Here is a 20,959-nt window from a genome sequence, read left to right on the forward strand (position 1 = left end):
GGATTGGCCATGGCGCTTTATTCCGCATTCCTGACGCTGCGCGGGCGGCTGATATTTCTGGTGGCGACAGTTATCGCCGCCATGGCCATTGTGCTGGTGCTGGAAAACAGTGCACGGCGTAATGACGCTATTGTCCAGGCCCAGACCCGCGCGCTGGATATTGCCCAGGCCATTGCCAACCAGCATGGCGAATTGCTGATGAATGTACAGCGCGTGGTCACTGTGGTGGCCCGGCAACCGCCGGGGGAGGCGGAATGTCTGGCCAGACTTTCACCATTGAAGGAAACCCAGCCCTGGCTGTCGAACCTGCTGGTGACCGACGCCGAAGGCAAAGTGTTGTGCAGCACCGCAGCAGCCGGTGCCGTGCAAAGCGTTGCCAGCCGGGATTATTTCCGGCAGGCTATGATGACCGGTCAGCCGGTCACCAGCGGTTACTTGCGCGCGCTGAGCGATGGTCGCTCCATCCTGGTCTATGCCCACCCGATCATGGGGAAGGATGGCAAGCCGGGCGGCGTGGTCCTGGCGGGCCTGCTGCTGGCCTGGCTGGAACAGTCGGCCGACCGGCTGACCGCCGATACCGCCACCGAAATGAACCTGCTGGCCGTTGATGCCCAAGGCAATGCGCTGATCCGCAAGCCGCATATACCGGGGATGGAAGGCGTGTCGCTGCGCGACCTTCCCTTCGTGCAGATGGCCCTGCAGCGGGAGAGCGGCACCCTGCAGGGCACCGGGGTGGACCGGGTGGAACGGCTGATGGGCTTTGCCTCGCTGGGCGATACCGGGGTGAAGATCATTGTCTCCTTCCCCAAGGATCAGGCGGTGGCCCGCGCTGAACTGGAATTCAGCCGGCACCTGGCCTTTACCGGCATCGTCGCCATCCTGGCCGTCGCCATCCTCTATGTCGGCCTGTCCCGCACGGTGCTGACGCCGCTGACCCGGCTTTCCAGCGTGGTGGAACGATTGGGCCGGGGGGAACTGGGCCTGCGCGCACCGGCAGGGCCGGGGGAAATCGGCGTGCTGGGGGCTGCGATCAATGAAATGGCGGAAGGATTGCAGCATCAGGCCCAGGAACTGGCAACCCGGGATGCGCAATACCGGCTTCTTTCTGAACAGGGTAGCGATGTGGTGGCCCTCCACGCCCTGGACGGTGCCTATCTCTATGTCTCCCCCTCAGCCGATTGGATGCTGGGTCACAAACCGGAACAGCTGACCGGCGGCAGCCCGCTGGATCTGGTGCATGAGGAGGATGCCGAACGTCTGGAACGGGCCCTGTCCGTGCTGACCGCCGGTATGCCCTGCCCGCCCGTCACCTATCGGCTGCGCCATGGTGACGGACATTTCATCTGGGTGGAAACCGCTTTCGCCCTGGCGGCCGACCGGCAGGCCGGCCAACGCATTGTATCCGCGACCCGCGATGTCGGCGAGCGGGTGGCACAGGAGCAGGAGCTGCGCACCGCGCGTGACCGTCTGGGCGATCAGGCAGAAAATCTGCGCCGGCTGGCCGATGACCTGGACCGCTCGCGTCTGGCCGCCGAAGCTGCGCGGGAGGCGGCTGAACAGGCCCGGCGGGAGGCTGAACGCGCCAATCAGGCGAAATCCGAGTTTCTGGCCAATATGAGCCACGAGGTCCGCACGCCGATGAATGGCATCATCGGCATGACGGCTCTGTTGCTGGATACCACCCTGGACCCCGAACAGCGCGGCTTTGCCGACACGATCCGGGAAAGCGCCGACGCGCTGCTATATGTCATCAACGATATTCTGGATGTCTCCAAGCTGGAAGCGGGCAAGCTGGAGCTGGAGCAGATCGACTTCTCCCTGGAAGAGGTGGTGGATGGCGTGCTGGCCATCCTGGCGCCGCGGGCCCAGCAGAAGGCGATCGCCCTGACCGCCAATCTGGACACGGCAGCCACCGGTGCCTATCGCGGTGACCCCACAAGGTTGCGCCAGATTTTGCTGAACCTGGCCGGCAACGCGGTGAAATTCACCGAGGATGGGCGCGTCACCATCAAGGTGCAGCTGCTGCCATCAACCGATGGCAGCGAGGGCCGGAACCTGCGCTTCACGGTGAAGGATACCGGCATCGGCATGGCGCCGGAACAGATCGACCGTCTGTTCCAGAAATTCAATCAGGCGGATAATTCCATCAGCCGCCGTTTCGGCGGCACCGGTCTGGGGCTGACCATCAGCCAGCAGCTGGCCCGGTTGATGGGATCGGAAATCAAGGTGGACAGCACGCCCGGCGCCGGCAGCCGCTTCTGGTTCGATATCAATCTGCCAGCCGCCAGCGCCCGCCTGCCCAACCGGCTGGAACTGCCGGAACGGCTGCGCCGGCTGACGGCGCTGGTGGTGGATGATCTGGAAACCAACCGCCGCATCATGGGCGGCCATCTGGACCGGCTTGGCATACGGCATGTGCTGGTCAATGGGGGGCAAGGCGCGCTGACCGAACTGGATCGTGCCGCGCGGGAAAAACGACCGCCGGATGTCATCCTGATCGACCATTCCATGCCCGGCATGGCCGGCGACAGTTTGGGCGCCTGGCTGCGTCACCATCCCAGCTTTGCCCAGGTCAAGCTGGTGCTGGTCACCTCGGCCGGCGGGTTGGAACCGGGCGATCCGGCGGCGGAAGTCTTCGATGCGGTGCTGGTGAAGCCGGTGCGGCCGCAGGCACTGCTGGAGACATTGGGCCGGCTGTTCGGGGAACCGGTGCCGGCGGTCCCGGAGACGCCTGAGATCGGCCAGCCGCTGGCTCGCGGCGTCGGAAGGCAGGTTCTGGTGGTGGATGATAACCAGATCAACCGCGACGTGGCCCGCCTGATCCTCATGCGCGAGGGCTATGGCGTCACCCTGGTGGGCGACGGGATGGAGGCCACCGCTGCGGCAGCGGCCAACCGCTATGATCTGATCCTGATGGATGTGCAGATGCCGGGAATGGACGGGATAGAGGCGACCCGCCTGATCCGTACCCAGGAACAGCAGGCGGGCCGCCCCCGCACCCCAATCATTGCCATGACAGCAAATGCCATGGTGGGGATGCGGGAAACCTATCTGGAAGCCGGGATGGATGATTACGTGTCCAAGCCCTATGTGCCCGTCACCCTGCTGGAAACCGCCGCCCGCTGGTCGGGTGCGTCCGATACAACAAGAATATTGGAGATTACGCCTGAAATGGTGGAGACGAATACACAGGAAGATGATGTTTCAGGCGAACCGGTGCTGGACCGCAGCGTGCTGGAAGGGTTGCTCTCCTTCGCCACGGTGGAGGAATTCAGCGATCTGGTCTGGACTTTCATCAAAACCGGGCGGCAGCGCGTCGAACGGATGCAGAAACATCAGGCGGACAGCAACTGGCCGGACCTCCGCCGCGAAGCCCATTCCATGATCTCGCTGGCCGGCAACCTGGGCACACCCCGGTTGCGCGTGCTGGCGCAGCGGATCGAAATGGCGATCATTGAGGAACGCTATGGCGATGCGGGGGAGCTTGTCAGCCGCTTCATCCGCCACGCCCCGGCTGGCTGGCTGGCGCTGGAAGCTTTCCTGGCCGAACTGCACGCCCCTGCGGCCTCCTGACCCCAGGATGGGACGGGGGTGTCTGTGACATTAATGGGGCCGCTTCGCTTTGTTTACCCACTCTTAAGCAGTGGATGTAAATCTGAGTGTCTGTTCACCTTGCCTTCGGGGCGACGTTACCCACCGGTAGCGTGAAGGAGAGAGCGACGGCCGGCACGGCCCTCCTGCGGAGGTGCCGTGCCTTGGCGCCTGTGACAAACAGGTCGGACAATCACCGTCGCAAACGGTCGGGGCTGACCGTCGCCAGATCGAAATGCAGGCTCGTCAGGCGATCCGGTACACCTTGGTCCCGGATCAGGCTGGCCGCCAGCCCGGCCACGGCCGGGGCAGTCTGTATGCCATAGCCCCCCAAGGCCGCCAGCCAGAAGAAGCCGGGTATCCGTGGTTCGAACCCGATGACCGGATTGCGATCAGCGACGAAGCTGCGCAGCCCCGCCCAGCTGCGCCCCTTTCGGGTCACCTGGATGTTGCAGGCTGTTTGCAGCCGATCCATGGCCGAGGCGATATCCAGCTCCTCCGGCTGTACATCGGCTGGTTCCACCAGGGTTTCATCCGCTGGCGACACCGCCAACATGCCGGCTGAGGGCTTGAAATAGAAGCTTTCGTCGATATCGACAACAAAGGGCAGCCGGGCAATGTCCAGCCCGGCCGGTGGTTCCACCAGGGTCACCGTGCGGCGGCGTGGTTCCAGACCAACAGGGGCCACCCCCGCCAACTGGGCCACCTGATCAGCCCAGGCCCCGGCGGCATTGACCAGGGTCCAGGTCTGCCAGGAACCAGCCGGTGTATCAACCCGCCAACCATCCCCATCGGGACGAATGCCGATCACCGGCATTTCGGTCCGGATGATCGCCCCCTGGGCACGGGCCGCCCGCAGATAGGCCTGATGCAGCAGATCGACATCAATATCGCAGGCCCCCGATTCCAGAATGCCCGCCCCCACCTGATCGGGGCGCAGGAATGGCACCAGGGTCAAACATTCAGGCGCGGTCAACGGGTTGATGGCCGGGGCCAGGGGCTGCATCTCGATCAGGGCGGCGGTCAGCTTCTCCAGCTGATCGCCGCGGGCGATATGCAGGGCGCCACGCGGGTGCAAAATCGGGCCGGGGCTGAACCCGTCCGGCGGATGGCGCAGGAACGGCCCGGATGCCACAGTCAGGGCCCGGATGGCCCGGCTACCATAGGTTTCCGAATATACCGCGACCGAGCGGCCGGTGGCGTGATAGCCGCAATGAGTCTCCCGCTCCAGCAGGGCCACCCGATGGTCGACCGACAGGGCATAGGCCAGCGCCGCGCCGGCAATGCCACCACCGACAATCAGGATATCGATCCGTTCCATGCCCACCTCGCGGCCATTCGCCGGCTCTGGTTCCGGCGGAACCAGCCGATCAACGACAGCTTATCAGAGATTAAGGAAACCGGCATGGGTGGACGACAGGGGACGCTGCGGGAAATTTTGGCGCCCCCTGTGCCCTCACTCTGTCAAGCGGCGGGGATGCTGCGCGGGCGGGCGGGCGACCGCCAGTTGAGGTAGCCGACGACGAACATGCGAATGGCCGCTGTCAGGGAAATATCGCCCTGTCGCTTGGCCGCGATGTGGCTCGCAACCTCATTGATGGTCATCCCCTCACCACGGGCAATATTGCCCAAGGCTTTCCAGGTCATGGAATCAATCCGGATGGAGGTGCGGTGGCCACAGACAATCAGGTTACGGGTCACTGTGTGGTCAATCTCTTTGACCTCATCCAAGGCGCGGCGCATCAGGTGGCTGACCACGGGGTCATTATCCTGGTCAGGGGCGATCTTCGTCAGGTATGGCATTACGCGGCGATCCTTGCTGCCTTGCGGGTTGATATTCTTATTTTCAGGCCGCGCGCGGGCGGCCCCAGGGTGACGCCCCCGACGGGACGCAGCCGCTCCACCTGTCCGGATTCCGGGATCAGGTCGAAGGCGGAAACCATCATCACTGCCAGGGCGGTCAGTTCCGCCATGGCCAGTTGAGCGCCGACGCAGGTGCGCGGCCCCATCCCGAACGGGACAAAGGCGAACTTGTCCGGCGCAGTGTCGATGAAGCGCTGCGGATTGAAGACCGACGGATCAACCCACTGCGCCGGCTGGCGATGTAGGGCCCAAGGCGACAGCAGAATGGTCGCCCCCTTCGGCACCGGCGTACCATCAATGACATCGTCGGCCAGCGCTTGGCGCGCCACCCACCAGGTGGAAGGGTAAAGGCGCAGCACCTCCTGCACCATGGCCTTGCAACGCGGTAGGTCGCGCAGGCGGGCGGGATCAAGACCCCAGCCGCCATTGCTGGCACCTTCGGCTTCCGGCCGCAGCCAATCCACCAGATCGGGGCGCGTTGCCAGAATATAGACCAGCCAGGCGGCGGCCATGGCCGTCGTCTCAAAGCCGGCGACCAGCATGGTCATGGCCTCGTCCCGCAAGACCGCCGGGCCAAACTGTTGCTGCAAGGGGGCCAGCGCCGCCAGCGGACCGCAGGGATTGGACAGGAAGCCGGCAACATGGCTTTCCAGCGTGCGGATGGCGCCCTTGAACCGCCGATTCTTGCGTGTCGGCAGCAACATGTCCAGGTCGATGGCCCGCCACATGGTTTCCGTCAGCCGCTCATGGGCCACCACGCCAGCGCCATAGACCGCCGCACTTTGCTGTGCATCCATGCGGGCGTGAAACAGGGCGGCGACCACCATCTTCATGGTCAATTCACCCATCAGGGCGTGCAGGTCCAGCAACGCCCCCTCGCGGGCGGCCAGCATGGCGGCTTCCTGGCAGAGCACGCCCATGGCCATGCCGATGCCCTGCTGAAGCGAGGCCCCGCCGAAGCTGGACTTCACCGCATCGCGCGCCGCCTTCCAGCGGTCACCGCTGGCCGTGATCAAGCCATCCCCCAGCAACGGGCGCAGACGCGCCTGTTCCGACCCTTTGCCATAGCGGTCGCGGCCATCCACCAGCACATGCCGGAAGGCAGAAGGTGTGGCCACCAGTATCGCCTTTTTCGGCCCCAACTGTACCGGCACCGGGGCGGGCTGGCCCAGGGTGCGGGTTTCAACAAAACCGATCGGATCGGCGGCGAAGGCCGGAAGATCGCCCATCAGCGCTTCCTTGATCTTGGCGAGCATGGGAACACCTCACGCAGCAGCAATCTGGGCCTGACCGGCAGCAGCCCCCAGCCGTTGAGCATAGATCTGCATATCCAGGGTGATGATGGTGGCGACCACATCGCCCTGGCTGCCCGTGCCCACCACCACCGGCGTGACATCCTGGGTCACGGGCAGGCCACAGGCGCGGATGAAACGGCCAAAGGGCGGTTCCACCACGGCAATCAGTCGGCTGGCCCCCTGGTCAAAGCCGAAACGGCCAATTTCCAGCGCCAGAGATTTGCCGACATCGCGCCGGCGCGGATGGCTGGGGGCCACCGCGAAACGGCTGATCTCCCATATATCCGGCCGCTTGGGCAGCGGCCGCCCTTCCAGCAGATCGGGGAAATATTGTTCCAGCAGATAGGGTTCCGTCGTGCGCAGCGAACGCCAGTAACCGACCACAACATCCTGCTCGACAGCGACGCAATGCAGCGCCATCTTGTCAAAATGATCGATTTCCAGCTGATTGAGGGACCTGACCGACCAGCCCAGCGTTTCACGGAACACCTGATGGCGTAACCGCCAGGCCTGGGCCATGTATTCCGGCGCTTCACCGGCACGGAAGCGGAAGATCTTCAATTCCTGCATGACATACTCCGCTACGTTGTTTTGAGGAGTACGCCATTTGAGACATGGGTTATGATAGCTGGGCATTTACCCAGGTATTTAAACGATAGAGTGACAGCGCGTTGTATTGTGAGGACAGCGATGCACGTAGCGGAAGAAATCTTAAATCGACTTTCCGACGCCCCTGATCAGGATGCGTTGTGGCTATGCATGACACAAATCGTCCATGGCCTTGGGTTTAAGTGCTTCTCCTATGTGGACGTACGCCAGCTGCCATTGCATGACGAAGCATTGCCCTTTTACCAGACATCTGTCCGCAGTGACTTTGTGGAGACATATGTATCCATGGGGCTGCTGGGCTATGATCCGGTGGTGACACGGGCGGCCAGCAGCAATGTCGCCTTCACATGGGCCGACTGTCTGGAATTTGACCCGCGTATACGCCGGCGGGCCGGCCCGAAGGGGCGGGCCTGGCAGGTGATGGGGCTGGCCAAGGACCACGGATATACGCAGGGCTTTGCCATGCCCCTGCATGCCGTGGATCATCGCGGCCATCCGGCCTCCGCCCTGCTCAGCCTTTATTGGACCGAAGCACCGGAGGAGATGGATCACGCTGTCCCCTTCTGGCTGAAACTGGCGGCCGCCACCTATCATGAAAGGCTGCTGCATTTTCGGGGCCTGCCGCAGACACCGGCCGAAGCGCCACCCACACTGACCGACCGGGAGCGGGAAATCCTCGTCTGGGCCTGCCGTGGCAAGACCCGGTCAGAGACGGCGGATATCCTCAACATCACCGAGCGCACGGTGGAATATCATTTTGACAATGCCATGCGGAAACTGGGCGTGCATAACAAGTTCCACGCCATCGCTGTGGCCGTGCAATCCCGCCTGATTGCGCCGTGACCTGCCGCGCCAGCGCTCTTGGCAACGCAAGCCACCCCATGATATGGCCCTTCCATGCATGAAGGGGCGCAGAGAGAATTGGGCATTTCAAGACGCGGTTTCATGGCGGGGGCTGCCATCATGGCAGCCGGGCTGGCAGCGCCTGCCAAGGCGCTGGACCTGCGGAACACCCCCTTTGCCGTAACCGGCCAGCTTGCCCGGCTGGACCCTTATCTGCTTTATGCTGTCAGCTTTGTGGAAAGCCGGCTGAACCGGAAGGGCAGTAACGGCCCCTGGCCTTATGCGGTGCGAACTGCCAAGGAATCCTATTATCCGCCAGACCAGTCCAGCGCCATGCAGCTGGTCATGACCATGCCGGCAGCAGAGCTAGCTGATGCCGATCTGGGTTGGATGCAGGTGAATGTGCGCTGGCACGGACACAGGGTGCCGGATGTCAGCCACCTGCTGAACCCGGATATCAATATGCGGATAGGGGCCGGCATCCTGCGGGAGGCCATTGACAGCCTGCCGCGTGACCTGGAACTGGCGGTCGGTCGCTATCACACCTGGATGGATGAACCGCGTGCGCGGGAATATGGTCGGCGGGTTCTGGCCCTGCGTGCCCAGCTGCGCCAAGCCTGATCCACGGAGAGCGCTCTTCAGTCCAGCAACCGGCGGGCCGCCAGCATATCGATCAGGATGTCAGACAACCGCTCCCGGATGCGGGGGGAAAGCGGGTCCGATTCGACGGCCTCCCCCTCGCCCAATTCTGGCAAAGCAGGGGAATCGTCGGCTGTCTGGTCCGCCCCGCCTGCCACCTCCCCCTCATCCAGATTGAACAGGCTGGCGGCGGGCGCTTGCCCGACCGGTGGCAGACCACCGCTGCCGCGGGTTTCCTTCAGCAGGCGCTGGACACCCCGGATCGTATAGCCCTCGCGGTACAGCAGGGCCTGGATACGGCGCAACAGTTCCACATCGTCCGGGCGATAATAGCGCCGGCCGCCACCGCGTTTCAGCGGTTTGATCTGCGGGAACTTGGTTTCCCAGAAGCGCAGAACATGCTGTGGCACTTCAAGGTCGGCCGATACCTCGCTGATAGTACGGAAAGCTGTGGCGGATTTTGCCACAGGCTTGGTCCGTGCCTCTTCCGCATCGGTATCAGTCGTCGCCGCATCCCGCATCGCGCGTTCAGCCCTGGCCGGCGAAACGGTCGTTGATGCGTGACTTCAGCACATGGGAGGCGCGGAAGACCAGCACCCGGCGCGGCAGAATCGGCACCTCTTCCCCGGTCTTGGGGTTGCGGCCGACGCGCTGGCCCTTGGACCGCACGGCAAAACTGCCGAAAGAGGAGATTTTGACCATGTCGCCGCCGGCCAACGCGTCCACAATCTCATCCAGCACGCTTTCCACCAGATCGGCGGATTCATTGCGCGACAGGCCGACATGCTGATAGACGGCCTCGCTCAACTGGGCACGGGTAACGGTATTGCTCATGACGTTTCCCCCAGGCAGTAAAGCCTAGACGGTACTTGCATGATGAAAGCGCGTCAATTCCAGATAGTTGGGCGCGGTTCTTGATGCATCGCCAAAAGGCGGAAATCAGTAGCGAACCAGGGCGCCGCCCCAGGTGAAGCCGCCGCCCATCGCCTCCAGCAACAGCACATCACCCCGCTTGATGCGGCCATCATGCACCGCCTCCACCAACGCCAGCGGAATGGAGGCGGCAGAGGTATTGCCATGGTGATCGACCGTCACCACAACGCGTGCCGGGTCCAGCTTCAACTTACGGCCAGTCCCTTCAATAATGCGCCGGTTAGCCTGATGCGGCACCAGCCAGTCGATATCCGACGGCTGCATGTCATTGGCGGCCAGGGCTTCGCGCACCACATCGGCCAGATTGACCACGGCGTGCTTGAATACTTCCTGCCCGCGCATCCGCAGATGGCCCACGGTCTGCGTGCTGGAAGGGCCACCATCGACATAAAGCAGATCGTGGTGGCAGCCATCGGAATGCAGATGGGTGGAGAGGATACCCTGGTCGGCCGCCGTGCCCTGCCCTTCCTGTGCCCGCAGCACCACCGCCCCGGCACCGTCCCCGAACAGCACACAGGTGGTGCGGTCGGTCCAGTCAAGGATGCGGGAGAAGGTTTCCGCCCCGATCACCAGCACCGTGCGCGCCTGCCCGGCCTTGATGAAATTATCCGCCACCGACAGGGCATAGATGAAGCCGGAACAGACCGCCTGCACATCAAAGGCAGCACCGCGCTTCATGCCCAGGCGCGCCTGCACCTTGGTGGCGGTGGCGGGAAAGGTATTATCGGGCGTGGCCGTGGCCAGCACGATCAAATCCAGCTCATCCACCGTCACGCCGGCATGATCCAGGGCGGCGATGGCAGCGTGATAAGCCAGATCGCTGGTGGTCTCACCATCAGCAGCAATATGGCGGGATTTGATGCCGGTACGTTCGCTGATCCATTCATCCGACGTATCGACGATCTTGGTGAGATCGTCATTGGTCATGACGCGCGCGGGCAGATAGGAGCCGCAGCCCAGGATGATCGATCGGATCGCCATTATTGAACCGCCGCCTCGCTACCCTGACCATCCGCCTCGGCCTTGGCGGCGGCACTGGCGGCCAGGGCCGCCTGCAATACCGCCAATTGGTCACGGATCTTATCGTTGAAACCGTGATTGGCCATGTCGGCCGCCACGGCGATGGCGTTGCTGAAGCCGATGGCATCGGTGCCGCCATGGCTTTTCACACAGATGCCACGCAGCCCCAGGAACATCGCGCCATTATAACGGCGCGGGTCCATGCGCAGGCGCAGCTTGCCAAAGGCGCCACGGGCCAGCAGATAGCCCAGCTTGGCCAGCAGAGAAGAAGCAAAGGTGCGCTTCAGGAACTCGCTGTAAAGCTTGGCCGTGCCTTCCGCCGCCTTAAGCGCGACATTGCCGGTGAAACCGTCGGTAACGATGACATCGACAGTACCGGCAGCAATATCGTTGCCTTCCACAAAACCGTGGAAGTTCCGGGCCAGTGGCGTGTCACGCAGGGCCGCAGCAGCCTCACGGATCGACTCGTGGCCCTTCTGCTCCTCCGACCCGACATTCAGCAGGCCGATGGAAGGTTCCAGCAATCCCAGCACGGTCCGGCTGAATACGGTGCCCATCACAGCGAACTGGACAAGATTATCCGCGTCGCATTCCAGATTGGCCCCCATATCCAGCATCACGCTCTCCCCCCGCAAGGTCGGGAAGATGGAGGCGATGGCCGGACGGTCGATACCGGGCAGCGTTTTCAGCACGAATTTGGCAATCGCCATCAACGCGCCGGTATTCCCGGCGGAGACAACGCAAGCCGCCTCCCCCGCCGCCACCGCATCGATGGCCAGCCGCATACTGGAATTGCGTCCAGCACGCAAAGCAACAGAGGGTTTGGCATCCATGGCCACAAAATCAGGCGTATGCCGGACGGTGGAAATGGATTTCAGTGCCGGATGGCGGTCGAGAAGCGCGTTGATACGCGCTTCATCGCCGACAAACAGGAACTCGACATTCGAACAGCGCTCACGCGCCAAGTCGGCGCCGGCGACGACCATGTCAGGTGCATGGTCGCCACCCATGGCGTCCAAGGCGATCCGCAAGCGCGCAGTCACGAGCGTACGTGGTCCCTATACCGCGAGAAGCCGGAACGGCAATGATTACGCGGCGGCAGCAGCGGTCTGCGTCACTTCACGGCCGTCATACTGGCCGCAGGAGCCGCAGACATGGTGCGGGCGCTTCAGCTCGCCGCAGTTGCTGCATTCATTGTACGCGGAAGCGGTCAGCCCGTCATGCGAACGGCGCATGTTACGCTTGGACTTGGAGGTCTTTTTCTTCGGAACGGCCATGATCGTAACTCACAATGTTTTAGGCGGCCAACAAGGGGCCGCCTTGGACAGAGGCGCTTGAATACTGGATATGGTGTGTCAGGGCAAGCGAGAAACCCGATTATGACGACTTCTTTAAGCGGGACAGGGCCGCAAAAGGGTTCTGACGGGGTGGCTCGGGCGGCAGATCACCCCCATTATCCTGGGTTGTCGGATCATAATCCTCCAGAATCGGGGTAAATTCCACCCCTGGCACGCGCGGATAAGGTTCCAGCGACAGCGAAAGATTCTGGGCCACCAGTTCGCCAATATCGATCCGCCCGCCCGGCATCGGCTCGGGGAAATCCTCATCCCCGCCCAGATATTGAAAATGATCGCTCTCCGCCTCATCCTCCTCCTTGGGGATCAGATGATCGGGGGCGAACAGGGCGGAGAAATCCTCCTGCACATGGGCAGGCACCGGTTCCAGGGTCACCACACAGCGCTGCACCACATCGGCCGTCAACTCACCGGTGACCTTGATGAACTCCCCCCGCACCCGGCGCAGGCGCATTCTGGCCGTGAGACCGGATAGGGAGATCAGATCGAATCGCTGCGCCAGTGCGGCGCATTCCGCCTCGGTCGCCGTCACCACCTCGTGCCCACCGGCCGTGGTCACCTTGTCGGCGATGACGATGCGGGACAGTTCGGGGGCCTGGGATGGGCTGTTCATGATGGCAACTCCACTGAAACGACAAGGATGCGGCCCGCGAAAGCGGGCGGATAGCGGACGGTAACCGACCGCTCAGGATATAAAGGTGATGTCCCCGGCCAGCAGCCGCTCGACAGGGAAGGCTTCCAGATGGGCGAGCTGGCGGCGGGCATAGGCCGCCATGGCGGCCACATGCTCCGGCTCTGGCAGGGTGGAGCCATAAAGATTGCGATCGAGTGCGGCTTCCAGCGTGGCACCATCGGTACCGGCCAATCCGGTATCATAGGCCTGAACACGCCCATAATAATGACTGGCCAGTTCCTTCACCCGCTCGCCCACCTTCATGTCGCTGGCCCCCAGTTCGCGCAGATTGAAATCCAGATCGGCGAACATGAAATCAAACAGGGCCTGATTAAAATCAGCCACCGCGGGGCCGCCCATGGCCAGCCGGCGCATCACCAGCCAAGCATGAAGGGAAATCGTCTCAAACCGCCCCTCCAGCGTGTCTGGCACGCCCAGATCGCGAAAAAATACCGGCTGGCGCGCCTGCTCCACAATCGCGCCATAGAGTTCTGCCACGGTGCGTTCCGAGATCTTTTTCCTGAACAGGCGGTTCAACATGGAAAGCTTCCAAAGCGGCGGTTGAGGGCAACGGAATGGCCGCCGCCATAATATGGCAGGGGCAGTGATTGACATTGCGCCAAAGCCGGTGCCAATGTCACCGGCCAGATAGGGGGCGGTGCCCCCGGCGTCAAGCATGGCCGATTGTACGACCGCTTGTGTCGTGCTGTCTGGTTCGTGCATAGGCAGCCGGTGCACCGGTTCCTGGTGATGATTTTGACAAGAGATGCTCCGTTCATGCGCAAGACCCACGCTTCGCTGCTGTTGACCGCCGGCTTCGCCGGCCTGGCCCTGGCAGGGTGCAGCCCGATCACTGCGGTCAGGGGCAATCTTGTCGAAGATAGCCGCCTGGCCCAGATCCAGCAGGGCACCACCACCCGCGATCAGGTGCAATATGTGCTGGGCTCGCCCACATCCACCGGCACGGTGGATGGCGCCACCTGGTATTATATCGGCCGCCACACCGCGCAGGAGGCCTTCTTCGATCCGGAAGTGACGGCCCAGCGCATCGTGCGCATCCGCTTTAATGATCAGGGCACGGTGCAGGAGATCAAGGAGATTGATGGCAGCGAGGCCGCCTATGTGGCGCCGGTTGCCCGCGTCACCCCGACCGAAGGCCATGATATGGGCTTCTTCGAACAGATGCTGAGCAACCTGTCCAAGCCGTCGCGCAAGAAGAAGGATGACGGCAAGAAGAAGAAGTAATACCAACGGTCATAATTCATGACCGTTGGTACGGCGGCGACCGCCGCCGCGCCGCTCGTGCGGCGTAGCCAAGCCAGCGGATGCTGGCGCCGGCAACTGAGGGGCAGGAAAGATTGACCAACGGTCAAGATTTCATGCCACTGGTATAAGTTCGCGCGGCGCGCGGTCTGAAACGAAAACAGGCGGCCATCACGGGCCGCCTGTTTTGTTTTTGGCCGCAGTTCCTATTGATGGGCCAGAATGGCCAGCAACAACAGGGCCACGATATTGGTGATCTTGATCATCGGGTTCACGGCCGGGCCGGCCGTGTCCTTATAGGGATCGCCCACCGTATCGCCGGTCACTGCCGCCTTATGCGCGTCCGAACCTTTGCCGCCATGGTGGCCTTCCTCGATATATTTCTTGGCATTGTCCCAGGCCCCGCCGCCCGAGGTCATGGAGATGGCGACGAACAGGCCGGTGACGATAACGCCCAGCAACATGGCGCCCACGGCGGAAAAAGCCGCCCCCTTGCCGGCAATCGCCGCCACCAGGGCGTAAAGCACCAAGGGGGCCAGCACCGGCAACAGGGAAGGCACGATCATTTCCCGGATGGCGGAACGGGTCAGCATGTCAACGGCGCGGCCATAATCGGGTTTTGAGGTGCCGGCCATGATGCCCGGATTCTCCCGGAACTGACGGCGCACCTCCTCCACCACCGAGCCGGCGGCACGGCCCACCGCCGTCATGCCCATGGCCCCGAACAGATAGGGCAGCAGCCCACCCAGAATCAGCCCGACCACGACATAGGGGTTGGAAAGGCTGAAATCGATCGCCACCCCCGCGAAATAGGGATAGGTCGCAGGATCGGCCATGAAATATTTCAGATCCTCATGATAGGCCGCGAACAGCACCAGCGCGCCCAGTCCGGCCGAACCGATGGCATAGCCCTTGGTCACGGCCTTGGTTGTATTGCCCACGGCATCCAGCGCATCGGTGGTGACGCGCACCTCCTTGGGCAGGTCGGCCATCTCGGCGATGCCGCCGCCATTATCGGTGACGGGGCCATAGGCATCCAGCGCCACCACCATACCCGCCACCGCCAACATGCTGGTGACCGCAATGGCGATGCCGAACAGGCCCGCCAGCAGATAACAGCCAATGATGGCGGCACAGATCACCAGCGCTGGCAGAGCTGTGGATTCCATGGAAATGGCCAAGCCCTGGATGACATTGGTGCCATGGCCGGTGGTGCTGCTCTGCGCCACCGACCTCACCGGGCGATAGCCGGTACCGGTGTAATATTCGGTGATCCAGACAATCAGCGCCGTCACCAATTGCCCGATGACAGCGCAATAATAAAGGTCTGTCCCGGTGAAACGAACACCGGCCCCGGTGGCCAGTATGGTGGCGAACCCTTCGGGCAGCACCCACGCCGTCACAGCGGCAATCGCCCCCAGCGACAGCACCCCGCAGGCGATGAGACCCTTGTAAAGCGCCCCCATGATGTTGCCGGAACTGCCCAGCCGAACGAAGAAGGTGCCGATGATGGAGGTGATGATACAGGCCCCGCCGATGGCCAGCGGATAGATCAGCATCGCGTCCAGATAGGCCCCCTGGCCGGCAAAGAAGATGCCGGCCAGCACCATGGTTGCCACCACGGTGACGGCATAGGTTTCAAACAGGTCGGCCGCCATGCCGGCGCAATCGCCGACATTATCGCCCACATTATCGGCAATGACGGCGGGATTGCGCGGATCATCCTCCGGAATGCCGGCTTCCACCTTGCCCACCAGATCGGCGCCGACATCGGCGCCCTTGGTGAAGATGCCGCCGCCCAGCCGGGCGAAGATGGAGATCAGGGAGGCACCGAAGCCAAGGGCCACCAGCGCATCCACCAGCGGTCGGCCGGTATAGCCCATGCTGGTCAGCACCAGAAAATAGCCGGCCACCCCCAGCAGGGCGAGGCCGGCCACCAGCATCCCGGTCACCGCGCCGGCGCGAAAGGCCAACGACAACCCCTGCGCCAGCCCGTGGCGCGCGGCCTCTGCCGTGCGCACATTGGCACGGACGGAAATATTCATGCCGATATAGCCAGCCGCCGCCGACAGCACCGCCCCCAGCACAAAGCCGATGGCGACATGCACACCCAGCAGCACACCCACCAGAATGGCAATCACCACGCCCACCAAAGCGATGGTCGTATATTGCCGGTTGAGATAGGCGCCGGCCCCGATCTGGATTGCCTGCGCAATTTCCTGCATCCGGGCATTGCCGGGGCTGGCCGCCAGAACCGAACGCGCCGTCGCCAATCCGTACAGAATGGCAAGCACGCCGCAGGCCAGCACGAAATAGAGTACGTGCGTGATCATGTCGTTTCCTTACCCTATGGATGGTGCCGCTTCTTGAGCGAACGGGCCGGACGGCCGGCGGCACTCTGGCAAGGGTCAGCATGACACGCACAGGAAACGACATCAATCCGATGCTATCGATTTGATATAGCTTGATCCGATATTTCCCAGCCTTGATCAATAGGCCGGACGCTGGCTGACCGACTGGATCAGCACATCGCGCACGATATCGGGACCGACCACCTTGTCGGTTACCTGCTTCAATTCATCCTTGATGGCAGGGATATTCAGGATCTGGCCATCAATCACCTGCCCCTTATCCAGGGAGCCATAAAGCGCCTGCACATAGGCATCGATCAGGCGCGGTCCCTTCGCCCTCACCTCATCGCGGACCGTATCATCATCCACTTCCAGGCTGACCGTGATGATGATGTTCTGCGTCGCCTTGGTCTGGCCCATTACCGGCACGATCATCGGTCCGATGGTGGCATAGGAGGGCGGGCCAGTGCGGACCTTCTTCACCGGTTCCTTGGCTTCGGCATGTTCAGCGTCGGCCGGTTTGGCCAGGAACATGAAATAGGCACCGGCACCGGCGCCGATCAGCACCAGCAGGGCCAGAACAAGGATGATGATTTTCTTCATGTACGGTCAGCCATCAGCAGGGTTGCGGCCAGTATAGGCCGCCACCGCGCCGGGCACGAGGGCCAATCGCCCTAAAATATCACAACCCCTTTTTGGCCGACGCTCAATGCGGGCTCTTGCCGCCCTCGCCTGCTTGCGGGGCGGCTGCCGTTTCCGCCGTCAACCCCACCTCCCGGTAATATTGCTCGGCCCCCGGATGCAGGGGTACGGCCAAACCATCCAGTGCCGTGCGCAGTTGGATGGATTTGCCGCGGGGATGCCCGGCATCCAGCAACAGCCGGGTCTGGTCGTTCCACAGGGCGGCGGTGATGTCATGCACCAATTGGGGTTTGATATCACCACGCACCAGCCATTGCGCGCCCACCCCCAGGCTGCTGGTGGCCGGCACATTCTCATAAGTACCAGCCTCAATGCGGCTTTCGGTGAAGAAGGGCAACCGCTTCTTCAACTGTTCCCCTTTGGGATCATCAAAGGGCAACAGGTTGATCGGCAGGCGCCGCGCCAGTTCCGACACCGCCGGCAACGGATAGCCGCCGACAATGACAAAGGCATCCAGTTCGCCCGCCACCAGCCGGTCACCGGCCGCCGCCGGGCTGAGATAGAAGGGATTGACCGCCTTTTCCGACAGGCCATAGCTGGCCAGGATAGCGCGCGACGTCACCAGCGTGCCGGAGCCCTGTTCCCCCAGCGCCACCCGCTTGCCCTTCAAATCACCCGGTCTTTTCAGGCCACTGTCAGCGCGCACAACCAGATGGATGGTTTCGGTATAAAGATTGGCGATGGCGCGCAGATCGGCATAGGCCGTCTTTTCAAAGGGCGCCTTGCCCTCAATCGCCGCATGGGCAATGTCGGCCTGGACCAGGGCCGATTCCAACCGACGCTGGCGCAGCAGATTGACATTCTCCACCGCACCCGACGTGGATTGCGCCACCACAATCAGGCCCGGCACGCCGCAGCTGCCCCCCCGGTCACAAGGGCGCGTACCCGGCGGGTTGGAGACTGCATTGGCCAGCAACCCGCCGATCAGGAAATAGGTACCGCCGGTGGTCGCCGTACCAATCTGGAAAAAGCGCACCTGATCGCCTGGCTGCTGGCCCTGGGCCCCAGGCACCAGACCCAGCCCCAGAAGGCCGCCCCCTGCCAGCAGCAGCAGCCGTCTTCTTGACGGGGCAGCGGGGTGCAACGGGTCGGAAAGGGTGTCTGCGGGTCCGGCGCGGAACTGCATGGCGCGGTGCATCCGATCGCTCATGGTTCAATTGCCCTATGGTGCGCCCCGCCAGCCACTGGCGCAACTGGAACGCCTGCGCAACAACCGGCAGAAAGCGGTGCATTGAAGAAGTGAGCAAAGGATTTCACCCGGCTGTGGCGAAAATATCGCCAAGCCGAGACCATCACATGACGTCGAGCAGCAACAGCACACCGACCAACGCAATGGCGGCCCCCGCAAGCCGGGAAGCCATTGCACCGCCAAACTGGTAAAGCGTCGCCGACAGGCCGACTCCAGCACTCAACGCCAGCAGGCATCCGGCCACCAGCCCCGGCCAGAACAGCCACTGGCTGCTGGGCGCGCCATCCCATTGTGACAGGGCGATACCGTGCAGCGCCCCGGCAATGGCCGCCAGCACCAAGCCAAGCACCCTGGGCAGGGAGACGGTGAAGGCCAGCAAACCGCCGAACAGCACCAGTGACGCCTCCAGCGCATAAGCGGCATAGGGGATGTGAATGCCCGAGCGTGTCAGCACGCCGAACAACAGCCCCGCCACCAGAGCCAGGGCGGCACCGGTGCCAGGGCTGCCCTGGCCCTGCATATCCAGCCACAGGCCCAGCCCCAGCAGGCCCAGCAGATGCAGATAGGTCAGCACCGGCCCCGCCAGACCGGCGGAAAAGCTGGGCGGCAGCGCTGTGGCGGCGGCCACATCGCCCGCCAGCACGGCCAACGACAGGGCGGAAATGATCAGGCGGCGGGAGGCAGCACCAGTGCCGCATCGCATCAGAAAAAACTCCGCGTGACGGTGGGAATGCCCCCCTTGATCGCCCACCGGATAAGCAGAGGTCAAGGCCACTGTCAGCCATCGGCATCGGCCGACTGCCCCGCCGTCACGCTGACGGCCACCCTCATGCCCAGATAGTCGGCCGGCGCGCCCGTCCATTGTCCGGTCAGCGGCACGGCCTGGCTGGCATCGCGTGTCACCGCCACGCGGATCAGGTTGCGCCCGCCGGCAATCCCATTGGTGGGATCAAACTCCACCCAGCCGGCACCGGGCAGATAGGTCTGCATCCAGGCATGGGTGGCACCGGCGCCGATGGTGCCGCCCGGTCCGCCATCCACTGTCGGGTCATAGAGATAGCCGCTGACGAACCGGGCAGCCAGCCCCAGGCTCCGTACCGCCTCCATCATCAACAAGGCGAAATCCCGGCAGGAACCGCTGCCGCGCGCCAGCGTCTCCACCGGGCTTTGCGTACCTTCCGCATCACGCGGCTGATAGGTGAAGCCGTTGCGGATGGCGGCCGTCATGGCCAGCAACATGGGCAGGGTTTCCACCAGCCCGCCCGCCCCCGACCGGACAAACCGGCGCGCCCATTCATCAACCTGATGCTCCGGGTCAGGATAATGGCGTTCCATGGTGCGGCCCAGATCCGGGACCTCCGCCGCGTCATAACTGAACGGGTAATGGCTTGCATGATCCTCAAGCGAGAAATCACCCGGCCCGGTCGGGAATTGTTCCAGCACAATCCGGCTTTCGATGCTCAGCCGGCGGGTGCTGATGCCATCGAACCGGGCCAGCGCCACTGAGTTGCCGAACACATCATGCATCCAGCGCAGGTCGCTGGGCCGCGGATCGATCACCAGCCCGGTTTCCAGCAGGCGCAGATCGTGGCTGTCGCGCGGACGGAACATCATCCGATGCGGCCCCAGCACCACCGGATTGGCATAATCATAGGTGGTTTTGTGCGTGACGGTGAGAATGCCCATGGTGTTCTGCCCCCTTTTTCCCACCCTTGATAACAGTGTCGGCATCCCCTTGGTTCCCCTTTCGGCTGATGACGCGGATGCAGCATTGGCAGGGGCGCAGTTGGGCGCTACCGTCAAAGCCAGGACCGCGCTATGTAGGCGTCAGGAATACAATTCGGCCGCCCGCTCATCTGCCGGGCCCAGCCCGGAGATTTGGTGTGATGAAGCTCTATGGCGTGTTGCTCAGCCCCTATGTCACCCGCGTGGTGTTGGCCATCCGCTTCAAGGGACTGGACATTCCCCTGGTGCCACCGCCGGGTGCGGGGTTGAAATCGCCCGAATATCTGGCCATCAACCCCTATGGCAAGATGCCGGCCCTGGTGGCTGGCGACGCGAGCATCATCGAATCGGAAGTCATCTGCGAATTCCTGGATGAACGATTCCCGGAAAAGAAAATTCTGCCCGGCAATGATGTGGCGCGTGCCCGCGCCCGCATCATCAGCCGCGCCATTGATCTTTATGTGCTGCCGGCCTTGCTGGGGCTGCTGGGCCAGATGAACCCGATCAACCGTGACGCCGCCCTGGTGGCGGAAAAGCGGGCGGAGCTGCGGCGCGGCATGGATGGGCTGGAAACCTTCATCGAAGCTGCCCCCTGGTGCATCGGCGACGCTTTCACCCTGGCTGATTGCGCTGTCGTGCCCGCCTGTTTCTTTTTGCAGAAGTTCCTGCCGGCCTTTGGAGCGATGGATGTGTTCGAAAACCATCCCAAGCTGGGCGCGGTCTGGGACCATGCCAATGGTGACCCGATGGGGGCCAAGCTGATCGCCGAGATGACCGGCGCCCTGGATGATTTCATGCGCCGTCGGGCCGCAAACAGTTAACCCGATAGGACCATTTGGCACAGCCGGTTGACCGCCGCAACAGGCGGGCGCATGGTTGCGCCCGTCACGCGCCGGCACGGGTGCGGG

At 63.1% G+C, this 20,959-nt stretch carries 21 protein-coding genes; 5 read left to right on the forward strand and 16 right to left on the reverse strand.

From position 1 onward, the window contains the following. The first annotated feature begins 9 nt into the window (after positions 1–9). Positions 10–3,573: a response regulator gene (locus tag CHB97_RS07090; RefSeq protein WP_089287246.1), complete on the forward strand. Its 3,564-nt coding sequence runs from the start codon at positions 10–12 to the stop codon at positions 3,571–3,573. 211 nt (positions 3,574–3,784) lie between these two features. On the opposite strand, the gene CHB97_RS07095 is transcribed toward CHB97_RS07090, so the two are convergent. The 4 genes from CHB97_RS07095 to CHB97_RS07110 form a co-directional block, all read right to left on the reverse strand. Then, a complete protein-coding gene (locus CHB97_RS07095; RefSeq protein ID WP_089287247.1) occupies positions 3,785–4,912 on the reverse strand; it encodes an FAD-binding oxidoreductase in 1,128 nt (375 codons plus the stop codon). 143 nt (positions 4,913–5,055) lie between these two features. Next, positions 5,056–5,394 carry a ribbon-helix-helix domain-containing protein gene (locus CHB97_RS07100; RefSeq protein WP_089287248.1) on the reverse strand — a complete coding sequence of 113 codons (339 nt, stop codon included), beginning with the start codon at positions 5,392–5,394 and terminating at the stop codon, positions 5,056–5,058. After that, positions 5,394–6,710, reverse strand: coding sequence for a cytochrome P450 (locus CHB97_RS07105; protein ID WP_089287249.1), 1,317 nt, complete (start codon positions 6,708–6,710; stop codon positions 5,394–5,396). Before CHB97_RS07105 ends, CHB97_RS07100 begins: the two co-directional genes overlap by 1 nt. Before the next feature lie 9 nt (positions 6,711–6,719). Next, the gene (locus tag CHB97_RS07110) at positions 6,720–7,319 is read right to left on the reverse strand and encodes an acyl-homoserine-lactone synthase (RefSeq protein WP_160105635.1); all 600 of its coding nucleotides are present in this window, start codon (positions 7,317–7,319) and stop codon (positions 6,720–6,722) included. A gap of 120 nt (positions 7,320–7,439) precedes the next feature. Here CHB97_RS07110 and CHB97_RS07115 point away from each other — a divergent pair, with 120 nt between their 5' ends. Beyond that, complete coding sequence (locus tag CHB97_RS07115; RefSeq protein WP_256387118.1) at positions 7,440–8,201, forward strand: LuxR family transcriptional regulator; 762 nt, start codon at positions 7,440–7,442, stop codon at positions 8,199–8,201. Between the two features lie 102 nt (positions 8,202–8,303). Further along, entirely contained in the window at positions 8,304–8,822 is a 519-nt protein-coding gene (locus CHB97_RS07120; protein ID WP_160105639.1) for a transglycosylase SLT domain-containing protein, read from the forward strand. A gap of 17 nt (positions 8,823–8,839) precedes the next feature. Here CHB97_RS07120 and CHB97_RS07125 read toward each other — a convergent pair whose 3' ends face one another. From CHB97_RS07125 to CHB97_RS07155, 7 genes are all read right to left on the reverse strand, one after another. Continuing rightward, the gene (locus CHB97_RS07125; protein ID WP_089287253.1) at positions 8,840–9,361 is read right to left on the reverse strand and encodes a MerR family transcriptional regulator; all 522 of its coding nucleotides are present in this window, start codon (positions 9,359–9,361) and stop codon (positions 8,840–8,842) included. A 7-nt stretch (positions 9,362–9,368) separates the two neighbouring features. Beyond that, complete coding sequence (locus CHB97_RS07130) at positions 9,369–9,674, reverse strand: integration host factor subunit alpha (RefSeq protein ID WP_089287254.1); 306 nt, start codon at positions 9,672–9,674, stop codon at positions 9,369–9,371. 105 nt (positions 9,675–9,779) lie between these two features. Further along, positions 9,780–10,754 carry a beta-ketoacyl-ACP synthase III gene (locus CHB97_RS07135; RefSeq protein ID WP_089287255.1) on the reverse strand — a complete coding sequence of 325 codons (975 nt, stop codon included), beginning with the start codon at positions 10,752–10,754 and terminating at the stop codon, positions 9,780–9,782. Further along, complete coding sequence (plsX, locus tag CHB97_RS07140) at positions 10,754–11,836, reverse strand: phosphate acyltransferase PlsX (protein ID WP_089287256.1); 1,083 nt, start codon at positions 11,834–11,836, stop codon at positions 10,754–10,756. Before plsX ends, CHB97_RS07135 begins: the two co-directional genes overlap by 1 nt. Before the next feature lie 45 nt (positions 11,837–11,881). Beyond that, positions 11,882–12,070 carry a 50S ribosomal protein L32 gene (gene rpmF / locus CHB97_RS07145; RefSeq protein ID WP_089287257.1) on the reverse strand — a complete coding sequence of 63 codons (189 nt, stop codon included), beginning with the start codon at positions 12,068–12,070 and terminating at the stop codon, positions 11,882–11,884. Between the two features lie 100 nt (positions 12,071–12,170). After that, positions 12,171–12,761, reverse strand: coding sequence for a DUF177 domain-containing protein (locus CHB97_RS07150; protein ID WP_089287258.1), 591 nt, complete (start codon positions 12,759–12,761; stop codon positions 12,171–12,173). A gap of 72 nt (positions 12,762–12,833) precedes the next feature. Continuing rightward, positions 12,834–13,361, reverse strand: coding sequence for a ubiquinol-cytochrome C chaperone family protein (locus CHB97_RS07155; protein WP_089287259.1), 528 nt, complete (start codon positions 13,359–13,361; stop codon positions 12,834–12,836). Between the two features lie 237 nt (positions 13,362–13,598). On the opposite strand from CHB97_RS07155, the gene CHB97_RS07160 reads away from it, so the two are divergent. Beyond that, the gene (locus CHB97_RS07160; RefSeq protein ID WP_089287260.1) at positions 13,599–14,066 is read left to right on the forward strand and encodes an outer membrane protein assembly factor BamE; all 468 of its coding nucleotides are present in this window, start codon (positions 13,599–13,601) and stop codon (positions 14,064–14,066) included. Positions 14,067–14,290: 224 nt separating this feature from the next. On the opposite strand, the gene CHB97_RS07165 is transcribed toward CHB97_RS07160, so the two are convergent. From CHB97_RS07165 to CHB97_RS07185, 5 genes are all read right to left on the reverse strand, one after another. After that, positions 14,291–16,417, reverse strand: coding sequence for a sodium-translocating pyrophosphatase (locus CHB97_RS07165; RefSeq protein ID WP_089287261.1), 2,127 nt, complete (start codon positions 16,415–16,417; stop codon positions 14,291–14,293). A 156-nt stretch (positions 16,418–16,573) separates the two neighbouring features. Then, positions 16,574–17,038, reverse strand: a complete 465-nt coding sequence (fliL, locus tag CHB97_RS07170; protein WP_089287262.1) for a flagellar basal body-associated protein FliL — start codon at positions 17,036–17,038, stop codon at positions 16,574–16,576. Between the two features lie 103 nt (positions 17,039–17,141). Further along, positions 17,142–18,287: a TAXI family TRAP transporter solute-binding subunit gene (locus tag CHB97_RS07175; RefSeq protein WP_244559443.1), complete on the reverse strand. Its 1,146-nt coding sequence runs from the start codon at positions 18,285–18,287 to the stop codon at positions 17,142–17,144. Between the two features lie 142 nt (positions 18,288–18,429). Then, entirely contained in the window at positions 18,430–19,029 is a 600-nt protein-coding gene (locus CHB97_RS07180; protein ID WP_160105641.1) for a HupE/UreJ family protein, read from the reverse strand. Positions 19,030–19,103: 74 nt separating this feature from the next. Then, the gene (locus tag CHB97_RS07185; RefSeq protein WP_089287264.1) at positions 19,104–20,012 is read right to left on the reverse strand and encodes a transglutaminase family protein; all 909 of its coding nucleotides are present in this window, start codon (positions 20,010–20,012) and stop codon (positions 19,104–19,106) included. Positions 20,013–20,212: 200 nt separating this feature from the next. Here CHB97_RS07185 and CHB97_RS07190 point away from each other — a divergent pair, with 200 nt between their 5' ends. Next, positions 20,213–20,872: a glutathione S-transferase family protein gene (locus CHB97_RS07190; RefSeq protein WP_160105643.1), complete on the forward strand. Its 660-nt coding sequence runs from the start codon at positions 20,213–20,215 to the stop codon at positions 20,870–20,872. The last annotated feature ends 87 nt before the right edge of the window (positions 20,873–20,959 follow it).

The organism is Azospirillum sp. RU38E, assembly GCF_900188385.1.
In the GTDB taxonomy this organism is placed as follows: Bacteria; Pseudomonadota; Alphaproteobacteria; order Azospirillales; family Azospirillaceae; genus Niveispirillum.

Coding starts and splice junctions, on each gene's coding strand:
- CHB97_RS07090 (WP_089287246.1), top strand. CDS start 10: ATGGCGCTTTATTCCGCATTCCTGACGCTGCGCGGGCGGCTGATATTT.
- CHB97_RS07095 (WP_089287247.1), bottom strand. CDS start 4,912: ATGGAACGGATCGATATCCTGATTGTCGGTGGTGGCATTGCCGGCGCG.
- CHB97_RS07100 (WP_089287248.1), bottom strand. CDS start 5,394: ATGCCATACCTGACGAAGATCGCCCCTGACCAGGATAATGACCCCGTG.
- CHB97_RS07105 (WP_089287249.1), bottom strand. CDS start 6,710: ATGCTCGCCAAGATCAAGGAAGCGCTGATGGGCGATCTTCCGGCCTTC.
- CHB97_RS07110 (WP_160105635.1), bottom strand. CDS start 7,319: ATGCAGGAATTGAAGATCTTCCGCTTCCGTGCCGGTGAAGCGCCGGAA.
- CHB97_RS07115 (WP_256387118.1), top strand. CDS start 7,440: ATGCACGTAGCGGAAGAAATCTTAAATCGACTTTCCGACGCCCCTGAT.
- CHB97_RS07120 (WP_160105639.1), top strand. CDS start 8,304: ATGGCGGGGGCTGCCATCATGGCAGCCGGGCTGGCAGCGCCTGCCAAG.
- CHB97_RS07125 (WP_089287253.1), bottom strand. CDS start 9,361: ATGCGGGATGCGGCGACGACTGATACCGATGCGGAAGAGGCACGGACC.
- CHB97_RS07130 (WP_089287254.1), bottom strand. CDS start 9,674: ATGAGCAATACCGTTACCCGTGCCCAGTTGAGCGAGGCCGTCTATCAG.
- CHB97_RS07135 (WP_089287255.1), bottom strand. CDS start 10,754: ATGGCGATCCGATCGATCATCCTGGGCTGCGGCTCCTATCTGCCCGCG.
- rpmF (WP_089287257.1), bottom strand. CDS start 12,070: ATGGCCGTTCCGAAGAAAAAGACCTCCAAGTCCAAGCGTAACATGCGC.
- CHB97_RS07150 (WP_089287258.1), bottom strand. CDS start 12,761: ATGAACAGCCCATCCCAGGCCCCCGAACTGTCCCGCATCGTCATCGCC.
- CHB97_RS07155 (WP_089287259.1), bottom strand. CDS start 13,361: ATGTTGAACCGCCTGTTCAGGAAAAAGATCTCGGAACGCACCGTGGCA.
- CHB97_RS07160 (WP_089287260.1), top strand. CDS start 13,599: ATGCGCAAGACCCACGCTTCGCTGCTGTTGACCGCCGGCTTCGCCGGC.
- CHB97_RS07165 (WP_089287261.1), bottom strand. CDS start 16,417: ATGATCACGCACGTACTCTATTTCGTGCTGGCCTGCGGCGTGCTTGCC.
- fliL (WP_089287262.1), bottom strand. CDS start 17,038: ATGAAGAAAATCATCATCCTTGTTCTGGCCCTGCTGGTGCTGATCGGC.
- CHB97_RS07175 (WP_244559443.1), bottom strand. CDS start 18,287: ATGAGCGATCGGATGCACCGCGCCATGCAGTTCCGCGCCGGACCCGCA.
- CHB97_RS07180 (WP_160105641.1), bottom strand. CDS start 19,029: ATGCGATGCGGCACTGGTGCTGCCTCCCGCCGCCTGATCATTTCCGCC.
- CHB97_RS07185 (WP_089287264.1), bottom strand. CDS start 20,012: ATGGGCATTCTCACCGTCACGCACAAAACCACCTATGATTATGCCAAT.
- CHB97_RS07190 (WP_160105643.1), top strand. CDS start 20,213: ATGAAGCTCTATGGCGTGTTGCTCAGCCCCTATGTCACCCGCGTGGTG.